Source organism: Nitrospirota bacterium (genome assembly GCA_016212185.1).
Classification (GTDB): Bacteria; Nitrospirota; Thermodesulfovibrionia; order UBA6902; family DSMQ01; genus JACRGX01.
The window spans coordinates 16,330-39,249 of record JACRGX010000069.1 but is presented as its reverse complement, the minus strand read 5'-3'; the positions used below and the strand labels follow the sequence as shown (position 1 = coordinate 39,249).

Genomic DNA, 22,920 nt, shown 5'->3' with positions numbered 1-22,920 from the left:
TTTCTTAATGCCTCCTTCTGAATATTTTTATCTCTGTAATCTCCCCTTTGTCCATTTTGTAGAGAATCTCATCCACCCCTTTCAGTATTTTCAAGTCTTTAGTCAGAATTTCGTCAGAAATATCCTTCATAATTACAGAATCGGATACATAGTGCCTCCTGCCGTCAATGCCGATGGAATTCTCATGCACACTCGTAACACTCCCTTTTTTCCATTCATCCTTGCCTGTTGACTTGGGAAATACAGGCAAAGCCAATGCAAGCAATATTGTACTCATAATCACAATGTTAACAATTTTCTTATCCATTCCCGCCTCCTTCGGCATTCTTACAAAATGCAATTTCACACGCCTATTTAGTAACATATCTATATACTGCATATACGGAATTCTCCGATCCGACACTGCCCTGTCCGACAGAAGTCACTGCATAATAAATGCTCGCGCCCCCTCCGGAAGCGCTCTTGCCAAGCCCCTCATAACCTGATGCAAACTCTACTGCGCTGCCTGCAGAAAAAGCGGCATAAAGGTAATCAACATCTATGGAAACCGTAATTGCTGAAGAGCCGCTTCCCATGGTAAATTGTATATCCGGGGCAGGATTTGTGCAAGTCGGAGACGATACAGGACAATCACCGCTGTCTCCGCCGTTAATCTCATCCAGAAAATCGCTGCTGTCCTGAACCAGCGAAGAATAATTTGAGTCAACACTGCTGTAAAAAGCCGTGTTATCAATGATAGCGGCGCATATATATGCGCCGCTGTCTGCGCCGGCAAAATTGATCTCTTTTACTCTCTGATTACCGGCAATTATAACATTTGTCGTAGATGTTGAGAGCGCTGCTATGCCGACCACAGTTGCCACAAGCAAAAGCAAAAGGCTCACAATAAGGACAATGCCTTTTTCATTTTCTACTGTCAATCGTGACCTGTGACCTGCTGCCTGTTTCTTCATATCGGATTCCTCAGCGATAGTTCCATCGTCCACACCCTTCTCCTGAATTTATCCGTGTCAAGCGTTGTGTTGCCTTCAATGACAATTCCGGTAGAATAGTACGGTTTTGTGGACGGCTCAAGCGTCTGGTCTTCATTTGCAGTGCGCGCAAGGAGACTCACCCTGAGCCGGTCCGTCTTGCCGTCTCCGTCCTGATCTACGGCTGCAACCTGAAAATCCTCAATGTTATTGGCGACTATTTCAGTGCCTCTGCTTGTTGAAACCCTCTGCAGATCGCTTCCGCTGATTTGATATGTAACGCTCTCAACAAGATATATAAACCTGCCGATAGGAAACGGCTTATTTATTCCCCTGTCAAGGGTCAAGGCATATAAAGACGAGCAATTCCCATCCTGCAGGGTGCAGTTGTTTATCTGAGCAAAATCCAGCCCGTCAAGGCTCAGGTATCTCCTGTCGGTTAAATTAAAATAAGTTGTGCCTGTGTAGCTTATACTGATGGTTGTGCCTCCTATAACGGCATCTGCACCATAAAGAGTTGCAATACTTTTGAACCCTGCAAGAAGGGTAATAGTATCGCTGTTGTTCGGTCCTGCCGCATCACTTATAGTGACCGCTCCGGTGCTGCCGTTTATGGAAGGATTCTCAGCAGCCGGATATCCGAAACCGGCATTTCTTACATCATTGGCAATCATGTCAAAAGCAATTTTTGAAGATACCTGTGTCTCTGCCAGTTGATCCTGAGATACAAACGAACGCTGCTGAACTATAAAAGACGTGTAAACCGCCGCAGTCGCAAGGGCCGTTATGACAAGCGCAAGCAATAATTCAGTTAAGGTAAACCCACTCTTAGAACCCAGGGACCAGAGCCCAGAACCCCGACTGTTTTTCCGTGTTCTGTAATCTGTGCTCTGTAATCTGTGTTCTGTAATCTGTATTTTCATGACCTCACCTTCACCCCTGTCATTATTATTGAATGTGCGGCTCCTTTTGCGGTCCAACTTATAGTAACCGTAAGGGTCTTCATGTTCGTTGCAGGGCTGCTGTCCGTCACTGACCAGGTCCTCGTATAAATCTGCGGACCTGTAGTTTGTCCGCGCTCATCTGTGATATTGGCGCTGCCCACACCCACCGCCAGCCCGTCTGACACATCCGTAGAGTCCGGGTGGTTACCCGACAGCAGGGCATTATCAGTGGTTAACGACGTATACTCAAGGGTTCTGAGTTTTTCAAGCATATCCTGTCCAAGCGTTGTTGAAACAGCCATTTCCCTGCCAAACATTCCCCCGCTTATTGACGTTACCTGCATTAAGGCGACACCCAGCAGTCCGATTGAAAGAATTGTCAGCGCTATTAAAACCTCAATTAAAGTAAGACCTTTTTGTCCGTGAACTGTGAACTGTGAACCGTGAACTGTTTTCATCTTATCTCCGTCCATGTCGTAACTGTTGAGTTGTCTTTGTCTCCATTCCATTTCCACATATTCATACTGCCTGAGGTATTGCTTATCTGCACACTATAACTATACCCGCGGCTTGTCTGCTGCATATAAATCAGCCCTGTAGTTTCTGCCGCTCCGTTGGCTGTAAAACTGATAAATGATGCACCGCTATCTAATCCTATGCCTGATGTTGAAATTGCAGCACCGTCAGGCCTGTTGGGCGGAGTAGTTCCGCTCCCATAGCCAAAGACGATGTTGTCCCCGCAATTGTTCAGGTTCACTACCCTCACACAGTCAGGCACGCCGTCTCCGTCAGCGTCTGTATCTCCTTCAGGCAGCCTGTCGCCGTCAGCATCTTTGCAAAAGCCGAACGTATCATTATTCGCGGTGGTAAGCGCATCATCCCCGTCAGCGTCAAAACCGATAAGATATCTTCCGTTTAAAGTATCAAATACTATCAAATATGCCCTATTTTCATTTATCGCCATAGCCCTTGCAAGCCTCATATTCTGAAACAATTCTGTTGCGCACGACCTCAAGTTATAATTTGACTTGAATCTTCCGATCTGGGGGGCTGTAAAAAGAGCTATTATTGCAATTATAGCAACAGCGACTATGAGTTCAATTAATGTCACACCTCTGCTTCCTGTGATAGTCCTTCTGTATCCCCTCACTGCCGTCAGCATTCTCAACTCTCCCTCCATTACCTAAATATGCAAAAAAACTGCCAATAACAAATAGCCTGATTTTACAATGAGATAGTTAAAATTTTAATGCCTCTCTATGTAATGGATTACATATTTATTATGTAATCCATTACATAATTATATCATTAAGATGTCCGGTTCAAAAACAAGTATAATTTTTTATATTGTATAATACAGGTTATGGACACCGGATTATTAGCTTCTGATGCAGTTGAACAAGCCCTAAAAAGCGGCTGCGACGCAGCCGAGGTTTTTATAAAAACCTCCAAAAGACTGTCTGTTGAGGTCAAGTATAAAGCTGTTGAGGCGCTTGAGGCCGCCAATGACTGCGGCATTGCGGTTAGGGTTTTAAAAAACAGGAAACTCGGTTTTTCATATATAACAAAGCCCGAAGAACTCAGGCAGGCGGTGGAAAAGGCAGTTGAAGGGACTTTGTGGACAGAGGCAGACCAATATAATGAAATTCCAAATCCCCCCCATCCCCCCTTTGACAAAGGGGGGATGGGGGGGATTTTAGTGCTGGACAAAGAAATTGAAAACATCAGCGAAGAAGATGCCATAAAAAAGGCTTTTATTCTGGAAGAAGGCGCTGTAAATTTTGATAAGAGGATAAAAAAGGTAAGAAACGCAATGGCGATTTTCAGCGTTTCCACCACTGCAATATATAATTCCAAAGGCATAAACATTTCATACAAAACAAGTGCTGCAACAGCCCATATTCTGGCGCTGGCAAGCGACGGGCAGGACAATCAGCTCGGCGGGGATTTTGCAGTCAGCAGAAGACTGAGTGATATAGATTTCACATCAACCGGCGCAAATGCGTCAAAAATGGCAATAAGCTTTTTAGGCGCAAGGAAGATTTCACCTGTCAAGGCGCCTGTTATACTTGATTCATCAACTGCATTTAACTTTCTCGGCATTTTAAGCGCATCCTTATCCGCAGACGCCGTGCAGAAAAAAAGGTCTTTTCTTGCAGGCAAAATCGGAGAGCAAATCATAAGCCCTCTCATCAATGTGATTGACAATGCCCTTATGCCGTGGGGAATCGGCACTAAGCCTGTTGATGATGAAGGCATGCCCGGCTCAAAAAAGACCCTTATCTCCGAAGGCAGGCTCACCGCCTTTATTCATAATACCTATACCGCAAAAAAAGACGGCGTCGCATCAACCGGAAATGCCGTAAGGGGAAGTTTTAAAAGCCTGCCCGGCGTGGATGTGACTAATTTGTATATAGAACCGTACAAAAAAGTTAGGATTCAAGGATTCAAGGATTTAAGGGGTCAAGTAATTTTTCACTCGAATCCCCGAACCTTTGAACCCTCAAACCCTTTAATAAAGTCGCTATCAAAAGGTCTCCTCGTTCTTGATGCAATGGGCGTGCATACTGCAAATCCGATTTCAGGTGATTTTTCAATAGGCATCTCAGGACTCTGGATTGAAAACGGCTCGGCAGTGTATCCGGTAAAAGAGGCGCTTATTTCAGGCAATATCCTTGAATTGTTTAAAAAAGTAGAAGAAGTTGGAAGCGACCTCAGATTCTACGGCAACATCGGCTCCCCAAGCCTTTTGATAGGGGAAATGGATATAAGCGCATGAAATAAAGAAGGCGCTGAGTGACAAAGGCAAAAAGTTTCTGCCTTTGTGCCGTTGTTCTGCTGTCACTCTGTGCCTTTGTCCCTTTGTGCCTTTTTATCTTTGTTGTTATTAAAAATAGATTTTTTAACGCTGCTTGCGCCATCTTTAAAACGTTTATATAATTTTCTTGCCCAGACAAACTCTGTCGCAAGAATAGCCAGACCAATTGGAATCACTACAGTAGCAGGCCCCGGCAAAACAATCATAGCAACTCCGATAAACAGCACCGTAAATCCAACCACAATCCTGACAACCCGTTTTGCCTGCTGAATGGTTGTTATCGTATGCTTTTTATCTTCATTTATCTGCATGTTTATATTAGTAGTGTCCGGAAAAAATTCTTCAATTCCTATAGCTGTCATTCCCGCGTAGGCGGGAATCCAGGATTATAAAATTCTAGTTCCCCATTTTCATGAGGACGACGTCTGGATTCCGCATTCCCGATGTATCGGGACGGAATGACGAAAATTAAGGTAACCCTGTACCAAAAGCACAGAGAGTTTTCGCAAATTTCTTAAAGTTTTAAAGGCATGTATGCTGTTATTGTCAAGTCTTTATTTACAACACACCCCCGTACCCCTCTTTTTAGAGGGGAAACCAACCTTCATCCCTCATCCTTCAACCTTTTCTATTTCTCTGCTTTTTTCAAAAACGGAGTTACAAGGTCTATGGGCAGCGGGAACAAAATTGTTGAATTCTTCTCTGCCGCCACCTCTGTCAGCGTCTGAAGGTATCTTAATTGCAAAGCCATAGGCGTACTGCCTATTATCACTGCTGCATCAGCGAGTTTCTGGGACGCCTGAAACTCTCCCTCTGCATGAATTATCTTTGCCCTTCTTTCCCTTTCAGCTTCCGCCTGCCTTGCGATGGCCCTCTGCATCTCGGCAGGGAGGTCAACATTTTTTACCTCAACCGCCGTAACCTTAATACCCCACGGCTCTGTCTGCTGGTCTATGATTTTCTGAAGTTCCATATTTAATTCATCCCGCTTGGCAAGGAGGTCGTCAAGCTGGCTCTGTCCGAGAACGCTCCTCAACGTTGTCTGCGCTATCTGGGATGTTGCATAATCAAAAGACTCTACTTCTGTTATTGCCTTTGTAGGGTCAATAACCCTGTAATACATAACTGCGTTTACCTTTACAGTAACATTGTCTCTCGTAATTATATCCTGCGGAGGCACATCCAGCGTCACAGTCCTTAACCCCACCTTGACAAGCTTATCAATGACAGGCCAGATTATCACAAGACCGGGGCCTTTGATAGGTATCAGCCTGCCAAGCCTGAAAACAACACCTCTTTCGTATTCACGGAGAATCTTTATGGCGCTTGACAAAAAGTATATAACCATGATAACAACCAGAATAAAACCTGTTGAAAATATAGGCATCTTACTCCCCCTTTCTTTTTATCCGTCAGAACCGGCTTTTCTAACAGGATAAACCTTCAGCTTTAAGTTTTCAATTGAAACAACTTTGACATTTTCGCCCGTTTTTATCAACTCATCGCTCCACGCCTTCCATATCTCCCCGTGCACAAAGACCGTCCCGCCTTTATCGTTAACATCTGTTTTTGCCACGCCTTCAAGCCCGATTAAGCCTTCCATGCCTGTAACCGGCTTCCGCCTGTAGGCCTTTACCGCAAGCCTGATAGTCAGGGTGAAAAACAATGCGGTAAGCACCACTGCCGGAAGAATAACCTTTATTGAAAGTTTTAAAAACGGCAGCGGCGATTCAAAAAGCATAAGAGAACCAATAAACATGGCTATTATACCGCCCAAGGTAAGCAAACCGTAAGAAACAATTTTAATCTCAAGGATAAAGAAGATAATGCCGAGAATAATCAAAAAAAGTCCGGCATAATTTACAGGCAGTGTCTGCAGTGAATAAAATGCAAGTATCAGCGATATGGCGCCGAATACGCCCGGGAATACAGCGCCCGGGTTTGTAAGTTCAAAAAATATGCCGTAAAAACCAAGCATCAATAATATATATGCCACATTAGGGTCGCTGATGAGGCTTAATAATTTATGCCTCAGATTAATTTCATGATACTTAACCCTGACATCTTTGGTATTTATAACGCGCCTGCCTGCCGCTGTTTCCACCTCCCTGCCGTGGATATCCTTCAGCAACGTGCCCATATCAGGCGCCACTAAATCTATGATGTTCCTTTTAAGCGCCTCCGCCTCAGTAGCAGATATGCTTTTTCTCACAGCATCCTCTGCCCATTTTGAGTCCCTGCCCCTTTTCTCTGCTATTGATTTTATGTATGCGGCGGCATCGTTTTCCACCTTCTCGGACATTGTCTTGTCCATCTTTCCGTCCAGACCAACGGGATGTGCGGCTCCGATATTCGTGCCCGGAGCCATAGCAGCCACATGCGCGGAAAGCGTTATGAAGACGCCGGCAGACGCCGCCCTTGAACCGCTCGGAGATACATAAACCACCACAGGGGTTTCGCTTGCTATTATTTTTTTAACTATAATCCTCATTGATGCATCAAGCCCTCCGGGGGTATCAAGTTCAATAACAAGGGCGCCGGCTTTTTCCTTTACCGCCTCATCAATGCTTTTGGATATATACTCTGCCATTACAGGGTTTACAACGCCGCTTGCCTTAATGATTATTATGTCGGCATTAGAGAGGACAGGCAGGAGAAAAACAGCAGAAACAACAAAAAAAGCAAAAAAGACTTTCTTTTTCATTGAAAAAATTATATCTTTATATTATAAATGGTGTCAAGGACATAAACAGAAAGACAGGATTCAAGGATTCAAGGGGTCAAGTGTTGAAGCAACTTAAGAAATTCGTTATAAGCTATATATTGTTCGGATAACAAATAACATATAACTAAAACTCACAGGAGAAAAAATTATGATAATCAGCAAGCCATTCTTAACAGTAGAGCAAATTCAGCAAAGGGTAAAAGAACTTGCAGGAAAAATCTCCCGTGACTATGAAGGAAAGGAAATTTTGGCAGTTGGAATATTAAAAGGCGCCTTTATGTTTTTTGCCGATATTGTAAGGACCATTCAGGTCCCCATGACAATTGATTTCCTCATTGTGTCAAGTTATGCAAAGACAGAGTCCACAGGGGAAATTGACATACGCACCGATTTAAGGGAAGACATAAAAGGCAAGGATGTAATTTTAATAGAAGATATTGTGGATACAGGCTTTACTCTCAATCATTTAAGGAAGATGCTCCTCACACGCCAGCCTGCCTCGCTTAAGATATGTGCATTTCTGGATAAAAAACCGCGGAGGAAAGTTGATGTGCCGCTGGACTATATCGGCTTTGAGATACCTGACGAATATATAGTCGGCTACGGGCTTGACTATGAAAACAGGTTCAGAAATCTTCCTTATATAGCCATATTCAAAGAAAGCGTCTGAGCTAAAATGTCAAATATCAAAGCTCAAAATTCAAATATTAACGCTTAAATTATAAATTTATTTGGCATTTGGATTTTGAAATTTGGATTTAACCTTACTTTCATGTCTTCAATAAAAACACAAATAATCCCATATGCCGGATGGCAAAACTGCATACAGCTCACAAACGGCATAGTTGATTTAATAGTGACTGTTGATGTAGGTCCGCGCATAATCAGATACGGCTTTGTTGGACAGGAGAATGAGTTTTGCGAGATTGAATCAACTATGGGATTAACAGGCGGGGACGAGTGGCGGATCTACGGAGGGCACCGCCTTTGGCACAGCCCGGAATCAATGCCGCGGACTTATGTGCCTGACAACAATCCGGTAGAATGGGAAAAATTTCATGACGGCATAAAAACCACTCAGGACACTGAACCGCATACCCTAATTAAAAAAGAAATGGAGGTTACACTCTCTACCGGCAACACTGCAGTCAAAATTATTCACCGCCTGATTAATAAAGGGCCATGGCCTGTTGAACTTTCGGTGTGGAGCCTGTCGGCAATGGCAAAAGGAGGCAAGGAGGTCATTCCCCAGAGCAGTAAAGATACAGGACTGCTGCCAAACCGGATAATATCACTCTGGCCTTATACAAAACTGAATGACCCGCGTGCATGCTGGGGAGATAAATATATCATTCTGCAGCAAAATACAGGCATGACAAAGCCCTTTAAATTCGGCGCTTCCAATGAAAACGGGTGGGCTGCATATTTTAATCACAATCATCTCTTCATAAAATATTACACGCATAAAACAGATGCGCGCTATCCTGATTTTGGTGTATCATATGAAACATACACAAATGATTTCATGCTGGAGATGGAAACGCTGTCACCGCTTACCTTGCTTGAGCCGGGGGCAAAAGCAGAGCATATTGAAAGATGGGAGTTGTTTGACAATGTGCCCATGCCGTCTGATAACGAGGATGAAATTGAAACTATTTTATTAAACAAAATAAAAAAAATAATTTGCCACAGATAAACACAGATTCACACAGAAAAAAAGAAACATACAATTTTTTAAAATCTGTGAAAATCAGTGGCTAAATATTAAAATTTTTTAAAGAATATCTGAAAGAAATGAAATACGGCGAAAAAATAATATCAAAGGCAAAACTTGAGAAATGGGAAAACCCCTATCCTGATCGCGACTACAATATAGAAATAGATTTTCCGGAGTTTTCATGCCTCTGTCCGCGCTCCGGCTATCCTGACTACGCAGTAATAAAAATCAACTACATCCCGGATAAATTTATTGTTGAACTCAAATCCCTGAAGCTCTACTTTAACAAATTCAGAAATCTGCACATTTCACATGAGGCAGTGACAAACCGGATTTTTGACGACCTGAAAAAACTTCTTAGGCCGAGGCGGCTGGAGGTTACTGGGGATTTTAATCCGCGGGGAAATGTTAAGACAATTATACGCGTAACGGCGTAATTTACGCTATTGGCCCATGTATTAAATCCCGAAAATGGGCTGTCATTCCCGCAAGCGAAGCGCGTCGGGAATCTCGTAGCGAGTCTCCGCGAAGAGTCGCTACGACCTTCTTAAAGAAAGATTCCGGACAAGCCGGAATGACAACCATTTTGAAATGCTAATTGATAATTTTGCAATGAAAAAAACTTCGTGTCCCCGGCAGGCAGGCTGCTTTCTAAAGATTTTGAGGGTATGCATACCTGCTGGCTACTATCCAATCACTTCCAAAATCATCTTCCTCTTTTCAGGAGGAGTGTCTCCGATTTTCAGCGTACCCATAAATTTCTCCCTTGCCTTTTGAACCAGCGCCTCATCGTGGGTGCAGAAAGAACAAAGCATCTCACCCTTATCAACAAAATCCCCTGTCTTCTTTTTAAGGAGAATCCCTGCCGCAGGATCAATGACAGAATCAATCCGCTCTCTTCCGGCGCCGAGAATCATAGAGGCCGTTCCCACTGCCTCTGCATCAATATGCCTGATATAGCCTTTTTCTTCAGAAAATATATCAACGCTTAAACACGAGTGCGGCAGAAGCGTCGGTCTCTCAATTATCCTTGGATTGCCTCCCTGAAGTTCAACCATTCCCCCGAATTTCTCAAGCGCCGCGCCGCTTTCAATAAGTCTTGCAAGCCTCTTCCTGCCCCCTTCAATATCCAGCTCTATGCCTGCTGTCTTCAGCATCATTGCGCCAAGGTAAAGCGTAACCTCCATCAGATCGTCAGTACCGTTTCCCTTAAAAAACTCTATTACCTCAACCACCTCAATGGAATTTCCTATTGCCATTCCGAGAGGCTCGTTCATATCAGTAATAACAGCGGTTGTCTTAACGCCAAAGGCATTCCCCGTATCCACCATTGCCTTTGCGAGAGTTCTTGCATCTTCAATATCCTTCATGAATGCACCCGAGCCTGTCTTTACATCAAGCACAAGCCCTTCAATGCCTTCGCTCAGCTTCTTAGACATTATACTGCTCGTTATAAGCGGTATGGATTCAACAGCGGCAGTTACGTCCCGCAATGTATAAAGCCTTCTGTCAAGCGGAGCCATCTCATCTGAATAACCAATCATGGCACAATTAATTTTTGAGAGTATTTCCTTAAACTCTTTTACCTTAAGTGAGGTCCTGAAACCCGGGATGCTTTCAAGCTTGTCAAGAGTGCCGCCTGTATGCCCCAGCCCCCTGCCTGACATCATAGGCACCACAACACCGGCAGATGCAGCCAGCGGGGCAAGTATCAGGCTTACCTTGTCTCCGACACCGCCTGTGCTGTGTTTATCAACTTTAGGTCCGGGAATATCCGAGAGGTCAATCACAGGCCCTGAGGAAATCATTATCTCCGTCATATCAGCAGTTTCCTCACGGGTCATGCCCTTAAAAAACACTGCCATGAGAAAAGCAGACATTTGATAGTCAGGAATATCGCCTCTTAAATAGCCTGTCAGAAATCCGGCAAATTCACTGCGGCTTATGCTGTATCCGTCTCTTTTTTTCTTTATAATGTCGTATGCGCGCATTTTACAAATTTTACTCGGTAAAACCTCCCTGCAAATGCATGTATGCCTTTGAAAAACGATTCCGGACAAGCCGGAATGACAGCCTCCCAAAGGCATATGTACCTGAAAAACTTTAAGGGCAACACATTAAAAGTCATGCTGCCTGTATTAAATAGTCCAAAAGCAAATACTTAAAACTTTTTGCAGCATGACAAATAATAATCACAGTTGCTTTCTTAAAGTTTTGAGGGCATATATGCCTTTGAAACCGAAATGACAATCTAAGTAATACCCTCCCTTTGCATCTTCTTCACACGACCCGCCCGTCCAGTATCCTGATAATCCTTCCGCACTTTGATGCAAGGGCATCGTTATGCGTTACGATTAAAAAAGTTATGCCCTTTTTCCTGTTTAAGTCAATCAGAAGATTAAACAGCTCATCCCCTGTCTGAGTGTCAAGGTTGCCGGTGGGTTCATCAGCAAATACAATCTTCGGCTCAAGTATAAGCGCCCTCGCCGCCGCAATCCTCTGCTGTTCGCCGCCTGAGAGTTCTCCCGGCTTGTGATTTCTTCTTTCATATACATCAAGTTCTTTTAAAAGCCTCTCTGCCTTTTCTTTAATCTCTCCATAACTTGACCCCTTGACCCCTTGACCCCTTGACCCCTGACTTATCATCGCCGGCATCATTATATTTTCAACGGCAGTAAATTCCGGCAAAAGATGATGGAACTGAAAAATAAATCCGATTGTCCTGTTCCTGAAGCCTGACAGGGCATTTTCATCAAGTGAAGAAATATCCCTGTCTTCATAAAAAACATCTCCTGATGTCGGCATATCAAGGGTTCCAATGATATGAAGCAGAGTGCTTTTGCCCACGCCTGAAGGTCCCATTATGGCGGCAACCTCCCCTTCATATATCTCAAGGTTTATCCCCTTCAGGACATGAAGCTCTATGCCATTGCCCGAAAAAGTCTTATTCAGATTTCTTACGCTTATTAATGCCTTCATTTTTATCCTGTGCCTGACCCTGCTTTTTATCCTCTTTATTATCCATGCCTTCTTTTATTCCCTTTAATGCCTTTCCCGCCCTTTCCTTCCCTTCCTTTATGCCGTCAACCATGTCGCCGAGCTTTTCAACCGCCCTGCCTGCGGACTCAGTCTTTCTGCCGATCCACCTGAAACCATCCCCACCCTTCCAAACAGCAAGGGCAATAACAGCGACAATCAGGATTACAAAAACAGCAATTATTCTGAAAATAAGCTTAAACATATCCTTAACTTTTAACTCTCAACTTTTAACTTTCTCACTCGTATCTCAGCGGCTCCACAGGATTTAATTTTGCAGCCTGCCACGAAGGATAAATAGTTGCAATAAAACTTATAAAAACAGCAGCGGCTGACACGGCAATAAAATCAGGCAGATTCATCTTTACAGGCAGGTAACTAAGATAATAAACGTCGGCAGGAAGGCTAATAAACTTATATGTCTTCAGCAGATAGCAGACCGTATAACCGCCTGTGATCCCGATAATTGTGCCGACAATTCCTATTATCAGCCCGTGTATCACAAAGATAGACATAATTCCCCTGCTGGTTGCGCCCATTGCCTTAAGGATGGCGATTTCCCTGGATTTTTCAATCACTATCATTACAAGATTGCTTATGATATTGAATGATGCTACAAGCACTATCAGGACAAGTATTATAAACATGACGATTTTCTCCAATTTCAAAGCCGCAAAAAGATTTTTGTTCATCTGTTTCCAGTCCCGCGTGTAATACGGAACACCAAGCGTATTCTCAATCTCAAGGCCTGTCTTTTCTGTGCTGTATATGTCATCAACCTTTATTTCAATTCCAGTAACACTGTCCTGATAATTAAAAAAATCCTGAGCATCTTTTATATTTATATAGGCAAGGCTTGAGTCGTATTCATACATCCCTGCCTCAAAAAACCCGGCGACTTTAAACTTCTTTATCTTCGGGAGCATCCCGAGAGGGCCGGCAATGCCGAACGGCGATATCAGGTTGACCTCATCGCCGACAAACAAACCCAGATTTCTTAAAAGTTCCCTGCCGATTATTATCCCCGGAGTGCCGGTATCTTTCTTCAGCGCATCAATGCTTCCATTTTTAATATTTTTAAAAATATCCGTTGTCATGATTTCAACATCAGGCTCTATGCCCCTTACAACAACGCCATGCCCCTTGGCGCCTGAGCCGAGCATTGCCTGACCATAAACAAATGGGGTGGAATTTTTAATCCCCTTAATCCTGCCGATCTTTTCGCGGAGTTCTGCCTGCCCTTTTAATTTCCCTTCATAACTTAAAACAACAATATGGGCATTCACGCCGAGTATTTTTTTCTGGAGGTCATCCTGAAACCCGCTCATTACCGAAAGGACTATAATCAAAGCCGTAACGCCGAGCGCAACCCCTGCAATGGAGATTGCGGTATTTACCGAAATGCCCCTTTGCTTTTTTTTGGTCCTGAGGTAACGGAGGCTTATGAAAAGCTGATATGGCAGATAAAATGATGTGCCTTTATTAATTTTCTGTTCACTGTTCACTGTATTTATTGTTCCGGTTTTAACTGCGGAAACAGGATTACATCCCTTATTGACTGTGCATTTGCAAGCAGCATCAGCAGCCTGTCAATGCCTATTCCTTCCCCTGCAGTGGGCGGCATGCCGTATTCCAATGCCCTGACAAAATCCTCATCCATAAAACCTGCTTCCTCATCCCCCATTTGCCTTGCCTCCACCTGACTTAAAAATCTCTCCCTCTGGTCTGCCGGGTCATTCAGCTCTGAGAAGGCGTTCGCAATCTCCCGGGCGCCAATAAACAATTCAAACCTCTCCACAAGTCCAGGATCTTCCTTCTTCCTCTTTGCTAGGGGGGAAAGTTCAACAGGATAATCAAGTATAAATGTCGGCTGTATCAGATTGGGTTCAATTTTTTCTTTGAATATTTCGTCAAGAATTTTTCCGTGAGTTGCCTTTTTATCTATATCAATGCCGTTTTTAACTGCGTAATCCCTTGCAGCAGTCAACCCGTTGAAAACAGAAGGGTCAACGCTGTGCATCTGCATTGCGTCATGCATGGTCAGTCTCTTCCACGGCGGAGTAAAATCAATGGTGCCGTCCGCATCTCCGTAAGGCACACTCAATCCGCCGGCAGTCTCTGCGCATAAAAAAGTAATAAGCTCCTCAGTAAAGCCCATCAAATATCTGTAATCAGTATAAGCTATATAAAATTCCAGCATGGTAAATTCAGGGTTGTGCCTTGTGGAAATGCCTTCATTTCTGAAATTTTTGTTGATTTCATAAACCCTCTCGTATCCGCCTACAATAAGCTTCTTTAAATAAAGCTCAGGCGCTATCCTTAGATAAAGGTCCATGCCGAGCGCGTTATGATGGGTCTTAAACGGTTTTGCATTTGCCCCGCCGGGGATGGGATGCATCATAGGTGTCTCAACTTCCATAAAGCCCCTTGCGTCAAAAAAATCCCTGATTGATTTAATAAGCCTGCTCCGTTTTAAAAACATCTCCTTTACGGAAGGATTTGCAATCAGGTCCACATAGCGCTGCCTGTAGCGGGTTTCAATGTCTTTAAGACCGTGCCATTTCTCAGGCAGGGGTCTCAGGGATTTGCAAAGCAGGGTGATATCTTTAGCCTCAATCGTAAGTTCATTTGTCTTGGTCCTGAACACCTTGCCGCTTAAGCCGGCAATATCCCCAATGTCAATATTCTTAAGTATGTCATAGCCTGCGCCGAGGGCATCCTTTCTCAGATAGACCTGAATTTTGCCTGTTGCATCCTGGATGTGGGCAAAGCAGGCCTTTCCAAAGTCCCTCATGGCAATTATCCTGCCTGCAATTGTGCAACTGACATTCTTTGCCTTAAGCTCTTCCTTGCTTAGAGGCCCGTAATTATCAATTATGTCCTTTGCCCTGTCTTTGACATCAAAAGGACCGCCGTAAGGGTCAATCCCGGACTTCTTAAGGGTGTTAAGTTTTTTGAACCGTTCCTGTATTAAATCGTTAGTGTCTTCCATAGCAGTTACTCCACCAGCCCTGACAGAATCTTAGTCTTCTCCTCAATCATCCTGTCAAGATTTTCATGCTCCATCCTGAGCTTAAAGAGTTCATCGGCAATATTAAGAGAAGCCATAATAGCAACTTTAAGGTGGTTTGCCGTAGGGGCGTTGCTGTAAATCTCCCTGAGTTTTTCATCAACATACTGCGCCAGGGATTTTACATATGCCTCATCCTCATCCACCTTGATGGAATAATTCTGCCCTAATATCTGGACTTCAATAGTTTTTGCAGCCATTTGTTTTTTTTCAGGATTCAAGGATTCCAGGGTTCGAGGGTTCAAGTGTTGGTTTTAAAAAGTTTTTCACTTGACCCCTTGAATCCTTTATCACTTGACCCCTTTGTTTTTTACAGCCCTACTGATTCAAGCTCCTTCAGTATTGATTCTATCTGACCCTTTGTGCCTTCCTTCTCCTGCTGCAATTTATTTAAATCAGCGCTCAGCTTGTCGATCTCCTTTGTATTATACTTTAAAGATTCAAGCTGGCTTTCTTTCTTCTTAAGCTCATCTTCAAGCGTTTTTACCCTTGAATTCAGCGTTTTGTTTTCATCTGTTAATCCCTTAATCCTGTCAACCACCTTTAAAATTTTCTCCTCAAGCATCTGCACTTTATCCATATGTGAATCCTCCTTTAAATGCCCTTCCTTCTCCTCAAAAAACGCAAACATGCTCTGTTGCATGGCTTGTAACTTATCAAAATACTGCCAAAAAGTAAACCCCGTTAAGCCGAAGTACATGGATTACAAAGGAGTTTGAAAATCACCCTTGTCCGTCATTGAACCGAAAATACCTTTAAATCCGTCATTGCTCTGAAAATATGTTTAAAAATGTCATTCCCCGATTTAATTGGGGAATCCATTTCCCTTTAAAAAAATCTCTGGATTCCCGCTTAAAACACGCGGGAATGATAACTATAGAGGTATCTCCCCGACGAGGAATTCTCTAACTAAAACGCCGCAGCAGGCAGTCCTTCCATGGCCCTGTACTGCCAGTAGCTTTTTAACACTTTCTTAACATATTTTCTTGTCTCGGCATATGGAATTTCCTCAATAAATTCGTCTATCTCTTTTTTGCCGTTCTGGTCCAGCCATTTCTGCAATACACTTTCCCCTGCGTTATAAGCGGCAATCGCATAAGGCAGGGCTTTAAATTCTTTAATAAGCCATGACAGGTAATGAGCGCCTATCAGAATATTTTTTTCAGCATCGTAAATATCCGAATTATCCTTCAGCTCTATCTTGACCTTACTTTTAAATCTCTGCGCGGTAGCAGGCATAAGCTGCATAAGACCAAGCGCCCCGGCATTAGACGTAGCGGCAGGGTCAAAACGGCTTTCTTCCCTTATTATTGCAGTCACAAGATAGGCATCCACATTTTCACGCTCAGAAGCCATTTTCACAATGTCCCAATAGCCAAGCGGATATGCCATTGGAAGAAATTCATCCTTTTGAATTTCTTCTGTCAGTGCAATTATTTTCCTGTACTCTCCTATGCTCATTGCCGTATAGCCGAGATATAAAAACTCTTCGGGCTTGAGCACCTTTTGAATAACTGCATTTATTTCATTTGCCGCATCATTCTTCATGTCTAAGGATATAAGCGCTTCAATCCTTTCATAAGACTCTCCATCAGGCCTTTGAGTAAATACGCCCCCGCGCTTGATGCCTGCAGGCTGTCCTGAATTTTCAAGAGGACCTGCCGGTACAGCGCTGGATTTAACAAGATAATTGTAATACCCGCTGCCTTCAGAAATTCTTGTTAACACAGCCTCGTCTTTTTCAGGACACCGCTCATCAGCGTTTTTGCCTTCAACCTTAGCCTTCGCACAGTTTTCACTTGATTTCTGAATACTTTTCATCTGCCAGTAAAGATATTTTTTTTGATTATCTCCATTGGAAGATACGGACAGTTTTGAAAAATATTCTGAGGCGGATTTGTAATCCTGCAATGTGTAGCTCATCCATCCAAGCCCCCAGAGGGCATCCTCTGTCATCTGCGGAAAATCTTTTATAATTCTCTTGAATATTTCCCCCGCCTCTGTTGCTTTGCCTGCCTCCCTCAGATTGTCCGCTGATATGAGAAGCAGTTTAGCAAGGCGTTCATCCAAGGGATATTCTTTTTCAAATTTTTTGATAATCCTGCCAAAGCCTTCTTCATCATTAATCCTGTTATACGCCCTGCCCTCCCAAAACATTGCCTCAGGGGTGTTGACTGATGCAAAATTTTTAGCCGCCTTGTCATATTGCCTTAATCTGAACTGGCACATCCCTATTGAAAAAATAATCTTGTTTTTGTCTATAATGCTTTTTGATTCTGGATTTTGAATTCTGGATTCTGCCTTCTGTGTTCCGTAGTCTGTGCCTGCCTGTCCGGTAGGCAGGTTCTGGGTTCTGGATTCTGACTTCTGTCCTTTAAGAACTTCCCTGTAAGTTTCCTCCGCCCTCTGAAAATTACCCTTATCAAAAAGATTATCCGCCCTCTTCAGAAGTTCCTCTGAAGTAAATGTGTCTGCCTTCATATCTTTTAATTCCCATAAGGCGTCAGCGGATACTGGAACTGCATTAATGTATATTTTTTTGAACAAACTGACAGCCTCATCGGTTTTGTTGTGATTTTTTAAAAGCCGTGCAAGAGTTAATCTCAACTCCCATTCATTTGAATAATCTTTGGTGAAGCGCTGAAGCAGGTCCATTGTCTCGTCTTCACGTTTTGCCTTAAACAGCGCTGTAATCTCAGATTTTCTTGCATCTTTTAAAAGAACCTTGTGCTGTATCTGCCGCGCAGTCTCAACGGCTTTATCAAATTTTTCTGCGGAAATATATACATCAGTCAGCAGTTTTAAGGCATAGTCCTTAAGCAGGGGACAGGAACCGACAGCATAAATTAAACGCTCTTCAGCCTTATCAAATAAATTCTGCTCCTTGTAAATCCTGCCGAGCAAAAGATACACCTTACCCTTCCATAAATTATCGCCTGTTAATTTTAAAAGAATTTCCTCTGCATCCTTATAAGAGCCTGTTCTGCTTAATTCAACTGCCTTTTTAAATTGCTCCTTAATCTGCTCCTGAGAATCGTCCTTTACAACCGCAGAAGGTTTATTATCCAGGTCAGAGGCAAAACAGACTAATGGAGATAAAAAAACAAGCAGTATAAAAAAAACTGCGATAAGAAAACGTGGCTTAACTAATACCGGATGCATTGAATTATATTAGCTTAAAAACTTTACGGCAGGCAAGCCTGCTTTGGCAGGCAGTTCACTGATTACCGTTCACTGTCATCTGTCATCCGTCAACTGTTAACTGTATTAAAAAAGTGAAGGCGGCGAGCGGATTTGAACCGCTGCATAAAGGTTTTGCAGACCTCCCCCTTAGCCACTTGGGTACGCCGCCGGTAATCTGTAACCCGTAATGCGTTATGGGTTTATTACTTAGTACTCATCACGCTTAACGCATAACGGTCTTTAAAGTTTAACAAATTTCACCATTTCTTTGCCAATGCTTCCTTCTTCCGTCTGTCCTTACCTGTAAGCATGGTTCTATTGACATATCTTTTTTTGTTGGTTTAAACTACCAACAGACGACGGCAAACCATAAGGGTTCAACATGAAGATTAAAAAAGTGGAAATCAGGATTAAGAGCATCAACAATGTTTTTAATGATGTCAAAGAGACTGTGAAAAAGATTGAACGTGGGGAGAAATTAAAGCCTGTAACAGAGCCTGAGATATACTTCACAAGTTTTGAGGCATTCAGAAAGGCATTAACGCCTAAAAGGCTTGAACTACTGCACATTATCAGGATTAAAAAACCTTCTTCTTTGCATGAGCTTGCAAGAATAACAAAAAGAGACATTAAAAATATAGCTGAGGACGTGGACTATTTAGAGCATATGGGATTGATTGAGAAGAAGGCAGAGAACAAAAAGATAGCGCCTGTCATTAGCTATGACAAAATAGCATTTGAGATAGCCGTGTAGCTTCTGCTCCCATATATAGACTATCCATTCTATATTTTAATATGCCCTTCCAGTGGAGATACTTTCTTTGACCACCAAAGAAAGTATCCAAAGAAATAGAAAAGGGGAGAAATAGAAAAGGGGACGGTTCTATTTTCTTAGTAAAATAGGGAAACAGTGCCCCGTTTTTTATTTCCATCTCTGAAACAAAAGACATCCCGTTAAGTCGTGATTCCCCCTTCGCTCCGCTGCGGGAGAACCATGAGATTATGTCCCAAAATAAAATTTGCTTATGTCATATATAGTACGGTATAATGTACATTATATTGTACGAGGTGATATATGAAAAGATTAAAAGTCAATGAAGATATCAGACCGATGTCTGAATTTAGGACTGGAATCGCTTCCTTTATTAAAAAAATACATGATACAAAACGTCCGCTTATTATTACGCAGCATGGGAAAGGCGTGGCTGTTTTGCTTGACGCTGATGAATTTGAGTCAATGCAGGAAAGGATTGAACTCCTTCAGGATATACAAACATCTATTAACCAGATTGAAGGCGGACAAGGGATTAAACATAACGATGCTAAAGCAGCCGTGCTTAGCAGGATCAAAAAATGAAAATAATATGGTCTCCTCTTGCCATAGAAAGGGCACGCGAGATCGCAGAATATATAGCCCATGACAATATGATTATGGCAGAAAACTGGATTGATACGGTTTTCGCTAAAGTAGAACAACTAAAATCGTTTCCGGGAAGCGGGCGAATAGTTCCGGAAATCAACAGCAGGACAATTAAAGAATTAATCTACGGCAATTATAGAATTATTTGCAGGATAGAAGAAAAACAAATCTCTATTCTTACAGTCCGGCATGGGAAGCAAATCTTACCGACAGATGAAATCATGGCATAACATTTCAATGCACCAAATTAAATATACTCTGCACTCTTAACTATTTTAAAAATGGAGCGGGCGACGGGATTCGAACCCGCGACCCCAACCTTGGCAAGGTTGTGCTCTACCACTGAGCTACACCCGCAACGGAAATTTGTCCCGAAACTTCGGGACAAATTTCCAAGTTAAAAGTTAAAAGTGTAAAGTTAAAACACGTCATTCTCCGACTTGATCGGGGAATCTAGTGGTTTAAATCCATTTTCAAAGGGAAGACGTCTGGATTCCGTGTCAGGCACGGAATGACAGAAACATTTTTCACTCTTCACTTTTAACTTTTCACTGTCTGTTAGGTTATAATACTAAATGTTTTACCCTGATTTCAAGGAATTTGAAGAAAAGGCAAAAGAAGGCAACCTCATTCCGGTCTACAAGGAAATCCTTGCTGACCTTGAAACGCCGCTTTCCGCCTATCTTAAATTAAAGGTAAAAACAGGCTTTCTGCTTGAAAGCGTGGTAGGTGGTGAAAAATGGGCCAGGTACTCCTTTATCGGAGGCAACCCGTCTGTGATAATTGAGGGAAAAGGGAAAAACCTGATAGTTAAAAGAGGGCTTCAAAAAGAAAAAATTAAAACAGACGACCCTTTAAAGGTTATCTCTGATGAATTAAAAAAATACAAGCCAGTAACCATGCTCGGTCTTCCAAGATTTTTCGGAGGATTTGTCGGCTATATCGGCTATGACACGGTAAGGCATTTTGAGAAGCTCCCTGACAAACATCTTGCGGGACTGAACCTTCCTGATTTATTCCTGATGCTTACTGATACTTTGCTGGTTTTTGACGGCTTGACGCAGAAAATAAAGGTCATATCAAATGCACATACAGACGGCAAAAACGCAAAAAAAGCCTATGACGAGGCAATTCAAAAGATAGAAAGCATAGAGAAGAAATTGAAATCAAGGGCAGTGCCGCCAAAAGAAAAAAGTGTCAGTGCCGGTGTCGGTGAACAAAAACAGTTTACATCCAATTTCAAAAAAGAGAATTTTCTAAAGGCAGTTGAAAAGGCAAAGGATTATGTGACGGCAGGCGATGTTATTCAGGTGGTGCTGTCACAGAATTTCCAGAGGGACGTTGATATTCATCCGATAAATGCCTACCGCGCTTTAAGGGTAATTAATCCATCGCCTTACATGTATTATATTGAAACAGGGAAAAGCGCCATTGTTGGCTCATCCCCTGAAATACTTGTAAGACTTGAGGGCAATACGATAGAGCTGAGGCCCATTGCAGGGACCAGGAAAAGGGGGAATACCGCTGAAGAAGACAAGCGGCTTGAGCAAGAGCTTAAGGCTGACCCAAAAGAGCTGGCAGAGCACATCATGCTCGTAGACCTCGGAAGGAATGATGTGGGAAGGGTTGCAGTCACCGGCTCTGTGAATGTTACTGAATTAATGACTGTTGAACGGTATTCGCATGTAATGCATCTCGTCTCTAATGTCACAGGCAAACTCCACAATGGTCTTGATGCATTTGACGTGCTGAGGGCATCCTTTCCTGCAGGGACGGTAACGGGCGCGCCAAAGATACGCGCAATGGAGATTATTGAAGAGCTTGAGCCGACAAAACGCGGACCATATGCAGGATGCGTCGGGTATTTTGATTTCTCAGGAAACATGGACATGTGCATTACAATCAGGACTATAATATTTAAAGGCAAAAAAGCTTACATACAGGCAGGAGCCGGATTAGTGGCTGATTCCGTACCTGAAAATGAATACACAGAGACGGTAAACAAGGCAAAAGGGATGTTCAAGGCAGTTGAAATGGCGGAGAATAATCTTAGTTAAGTTAAGAGCTTACCTGCCGGTTTTTTGGGCAGGTTAAAAGTTATTTGTTATTTGTTAAGAGGTAGGCATTAAGCGTTAAGCAGGCGTTGATGCCTGAAAGAACTTTATTGCAACACATCTGATATGATATGTTGCAATAGTTAAACGTATGGATTTAGATGAAAACCTTCAAATATTTGCAACATAGCATCTAAATAAATCTTGTTGCTTTTCTAAAGTTTTTGAAGGTATCTATGCCTGCTTATACATAAGGTAGGAGTTTAAAATTATGCTTTTAATGATAGACAATTACGATTCTTTCACCTATAACCTCGTTCAATATTTAGGCGAGCTTGGAGAAGACATCCGCGTCTTCAGAAATGATAAGACCTCAATCCCTGCGGTTGAAAAACTAAATCCTAGGCGGATAGTTATTTCACCTGGACCATGCACGCCGAAAGAGGCAGGAATTTCAATAGATGTGATAAAACATTTTGCAGGAAAAGTCCCGATTCTTGGCGTATGCCTCGGGCATCAGTCAATAGGCGCTGCCTTTGACGGTGAAATAATAAGCGCCCCGAGATTAATGCATGGAAAGACTTCCATCATCCATCACGACGGAAAAACAATTTTCGAAGGGCTTCCAAACCCCTTTGAGGCAACAAGGTATCATTCATTGATTATAAAAAAAGAAACACTGCCTGACTGCCTTGAGATAACTGCATGGACTGACAAAGACGAAATTATGGGTGTAAGGCATAAGAAATATGTGATTGAAGGCGTCCAGTTCCATCCCGAGTCAATACTTACAAAGGTCGGGAAGGACCTGCTCAGAAATTTCTTAAGGCTTAGACAGGTTTAGCCTTCAAAATCCCCATCCTCATTCCATTTTGCTATTAAAACAATTAAAACCTTCATCAATTGCCGCATGGTATCTCAATAATTAGTCATTGCATTTCTAAGAGATTTTTATGTACCTTGCCTCCTTGCAAATGCCGTG

General features: G+C 42.8%; 25 protein-coding genes and 2 tRNA genes. 9 read left to right on the top strand and 18 right to left on the bottom strand.

Annotation, left to right across the window (positions count from 1 at the left end; translation table 11 throughout):
• Nucleotides 1-4 precede the first annotated feature (4 nt).
• From HZA10_08310 to HZA10_08290, 5 genes are read right to left on the bottom strand one after another with little or no spacing between them, the layout of a single operon-like run.
• Nucleotides 5-307 (bottom strand): hypothetical protein, encoded by a 303-nt coding sequence (locus HZA10_08310; protein MBI5196310.1) that lies wholly within the window; start codon nt 305-307, stop codon nt 5-7.
• Between the two features lie 43 nt (nt 308-350).
• A complete protein-coding gene (locus HZA10_08305; protein ID MBI5196309.1) occupies nt 351-986 on the bottom strand; it encodes a hypothetical protein in 636 nt (211 codons plus the stop codon).
• A complete protein-coding gene (locus HZA10_08300) occupies nt 950-1,894 on the bottom strand; it encodes a prepilin-type N-terminal cleavage/methylation domain-containing protein (GenBank protein ID MBI5196308.1) in 945 nt (314 codons plus the stop codon). The genes HZA10_08305 and HZA10_08300 overlap by 37 nt, the downstream gene beginning before the upstream one ends.
• Nucleotides 1,891-2,373, bottom strand: a complete 483-nt coding sequence (locus tag HZA10_08295; GenBank protein MBI5196307.1) for a prepilin-type N-terminal cleavage/methylation domain-containing protein — start codon at nt 2,371-2,373, stop codon at nt 1,891-1,893. Before HZA10_08295 ends, HZA10_08300 begins: the two co-directional genes overlap by 4 nt.
• Nucleotides 2,370-3,077: a prepilin-type N-terminal cleavage/methylation domain-containing protein gene (locus HZA10_08290; protein MBI5196306.1), complete on the bottom strand. Its 708-nt coding sequence runs from the start codon at nt 3,075-3,077 to the stop codon at nt 2,370-2,372. The genes HZA10_08295 and HZA10_08290 overlap by 4 nt, the downstream gene beginning before the upstream one ends.
• 201 nt (nt 3,078-3,278) lie before the next feature.
• On the opposite strand from HZA10_08290, the gene HZA10_08285 reads away from it, so the two are divergent.
• Nucleotides 3,279-4,694 carry a TldD/PmbA family protein gene (locus tag HZA10_08285; protein MBI5196305.1) on the top strand — a complete coding sequence of 472 codons (1,416 nt, stop codon included), beginning with the start codon at nt 3,279-3,281 and terminating at the stop codon, nt 4,692-4,694.
• Nucleotides 4,695-4,756: 62 nt separating this feature from the next.
• Here the strand turns inward: HZA10_08285 and HZA10_08280 are convergent, their stop codons facing one another.
• The 3 genes from HZA10_08280 to HZA10_08270 form a co-directional block, all read right to left on the bottom strand.
• Nucleotides 4,757-5,044: a PGPGW domain-containing protein gene (locus tag HZA10_08280; GenBank protein MBI5196304.1), complete on the bottom strand. Its 288-nt coding sequence runs from the start codon at nt 5,042-5,044 to the stop codon at nt 4,757-4,759.
• A gap of 317 nt (nt 5,045-5,361) precedes the next feature.
• Complete coding sequence (locus tag HZA10_08275; protein ID MBI5196303.1) at nt 5,362-6,120, bottom strand: slipin family protein; 759 nt, start codon at nt 6,118-6,120, stop codon at nt 5,362-5,364.
• A gap of 18 nt (nt 6,121-6,138) precedes the next feature.
• Complete coding sequence (locus HZA10_08270; protein MBI5196302.1) at nt 6,139-7,437, bottom strand: nodulation protein NfeD; 1,299 nt, start codon at nt 7,435-7,437, stop codon at nt 6,139-6,141.
• A gap of 169 nt (nt 7,438-7,606) precedes the next feature.
• On the opposite strand from HZA10_08270, the gene hpt reads away from it, so the two are divergent.
• The 3 genes from hpt (at nt 7,607) to queF (ending at nt 9,612) form a co-directional block, all read left to right on the top strand.
• The gene (gene hpt, locus HZA10_08265; GenBank protein ID MBI5196301.1) at nt 7,607-8,128 is read left to right on the top strand and encodes a hypoxanthine phosphoribosyltransferase; all 522 of its coding nucleotides are present in this window, start codon (nt 7,607-7,609) and stop codon (nt 8,126-8,128) included.
• Between the two features lie 102 nt (nt 8,129-8,230).
• Complete coding sequence (locus tag HZA10_08260) at nt 8,231-9,154, top strand: hypothetical protein (GenBank protein MBI5196300.1); 924 nt, start codon at nt 8,231-8,233, stop codon at nt 9,152-9,154.
• 98 nt (nt 9,155-9,252) lie between these two features.
• Nucleotides 9,253-9,612, top strand: coding sequence for an NADPH-dependent 7-cyano-7-deazaguanine reductase QueF (queF, locus tag HZA10_08255; GenBank protein ID MBI5196299.1), 360 nt, complete (start codon nt 9,253-9,255; stop codon nt 9,610-9,612).
• A 249-nt stretch (nt 9,613-9,861) separates the two neighbouring features.
• Here queF and HZA10_08250 read toward each other — a convergent pair whose 3' ends face one another.
• From HZA10_08250 to HZA10_08210, 9 genes are all read right to left on the bottom strand, one after another.
• On the bottom strand, nt 9,862-11,166 hold the full coding sequence (locus tag HZA10_08250) for a thymidine phosphorylase (protein MBI5196298.1): 1,305 nt from the start codon (nt 11,164-11,166) through the stop codon (nt 9,862-9,864).
• 289 nt (nt 11,167-11,455) lie between these two features.
• Nucleotides 11,456-12,154, bottom strand: coding sequence for an ABC transporter ATP-binding protein (locus HZA10_08245; protein MBI5196297.1), 699 nt, complete (start codon nt 12,152-12,154; stop codon nt 11,456-11,458).
• Nucleotides 12,120-12,416 carry a hypothetical protein gene (locus HZA10_08240; GenBank protein ID MBI5196296.1) on the bottom strand — a complete coding sequence of 99 codons (297 nt, stop codon included), beginning with the start codon at nt 12,414-12,416 and terminating at the stop codon, nt 12,120-12,122. The genes HZA10_08245 and HZA10_08240 overlap by 35 nt, the downstream gene beginning before the upstream one ends.
• 34 nt (nt 12,417-12,450) lie before the next feature.
• Nucleotides 12,451-13,674 (bottom strand): lipoprotein-releasing ABC transporter permease subunit, encoded by a 1,224-nt coding sequence (locus HZA10_08235; GenBank protein MBI5196295.1) that lies wholly within the window; start codon nt 13,672-13,674, stop codon nt 12,451-12,453.
• Nucleotides 13,675-13,721: 47 nt separating this feature from the next.
• The gene (gene lysS, locus HZA10_08230; GenBank protein MBI5196294.1) at nt 13,722-15,203 is read right to left on the bottom strand and encodes a lysine--tRNA ligase; all 1,482 of its coding nucleotides are present in this window, start codon (nt 15,201-15,203) and stop codon (nt 13,722-13,724) included.
• Nucleotides 15,204-15,208: 5 nt separating this feature from the next.
• On the bottom strand, nt 15,209-15,481 hold the full coding sequence (locus HZA10_08225) for a cell division protein ZapA (GenBank protein MBI5196293.1): 273 nt from the start codon (nt 15,479-15,481) through the stop codon (nt 15,209-15,211).
• 110 nt (nt 15,482-15,591) lie between these two features.
• Nucleotides 15,592-15,861: a hypothetical protein gene (locus HZA10_08220; protein MBI5196292.1), complete on the bottom strand. Its 270-nt coding sequence runs from the start codon at nt 15,859-15,861 to the stop codon at nt 15,592-15,594.
• A gap of 329 nt (nt 15,862-16,190) precedes the next feature.
• Complete coding sequence (locus tag HZA10_08215; protein ID MBI5196291.1) at nt 16,191-18,443, bottom strand: transglycosylase SLT domain-containing protein; 2,253 nt, start codon at nt 18,441-18,443, stop codon at nt 16,191-16,193.
• Nucleotides 18,444-18,560: 117 nt separating this feature from the next.
• Nucleotides 18,561-18,633, bottom strand: a tRNA-Cys gene (locus HZA10_08210).
• A gap of 213 nt (nt 18,634-18,846) precedes the next feature.
• On the opposite strand from HZA10_08210, the gene HZA10_08205 reads away from it, so the two are divergent.
• From HZA10_08205 to HZA10_08195, 3 genes are all read left to right on the top strand, one after another.
• Complete coding sequence (locus tag HZA10_08205) at nt 18,847-19,218, top strand: hypothetical protein (protein ID MBI5196290.1); 372 nt, start codon at nt 18,847-18,849, stop codon at nt 19,216-19,218.
• Between the two features lie 321 nt (nt 19,219-19,539).
• Nucleotides 19,540-19,821: a type II toxin-antitoxin system Phd/YefM family antitoxin gene (locus tag HZA10_08200; protein ID MBI5196289.1), complete on the top strand. Its 282-nt coding sequence runs from the start codon at nt 19,540-19,542 to the stop codon at nt 19,819-19,821.
• A complete protein-coding gene (locus HZA10_08195; GenBank protein MBI5196288.1) occupies nt 19,818-20,114 on the top strand; it encodes a type II toxin-antitoxin system RelE/ParE family toxin in 297 nt (98 codons plus the stop codon). Before HZA10_08200 ends, HZA10_08195 begins: the two co-directional genes overlap by 4 nt.
• Before the next feature lie 52 nt (nt 20,115-20,166).
• On the opposite strand, the gene HZA10_08190 is transcribed toward HZA10_08195, so the two are convergent.
• Nucleotides 20,167-20,241, bottom strand: a tRNA-Gly gene (locus HZA10_08190).
• A 218-nt stretch (nt 20,242-20,459) separates the two neighbouring features.
• Here HZA10_08190 and trpE point away from each other — a divergent pair.
• Together trpE and HZA10_08180 are read left to right on the top strand one after the other, a co-directional pair.
• Nucleotides 20,460-21,941, top strand: a complete 1,482-nt coding sequence (gene trpE / locus HZA10_08185; GenBank protein ID MBI5196287.1) for an anthranilate synthase component I — start codon at nt 20,460-20,462, stop codon at nt 21,939-21,941.
• A gap of 268 nt (nt 21,942-22,209) precedes the next feature.
• On the top strand, nt 22,210-22,782 hold the full coding sequence (locus tag HZA10_08180; protein ID MBI5196286.1) for an aminodeoxychorismate/anthranilate synthase component II: 573 nt from the start codon (nt 22,210-22,212) through the stop codon (nt 22,780-22,782).
• Nucleotides 22,783-22,920 lie beyond the last annotated feature (138 nt).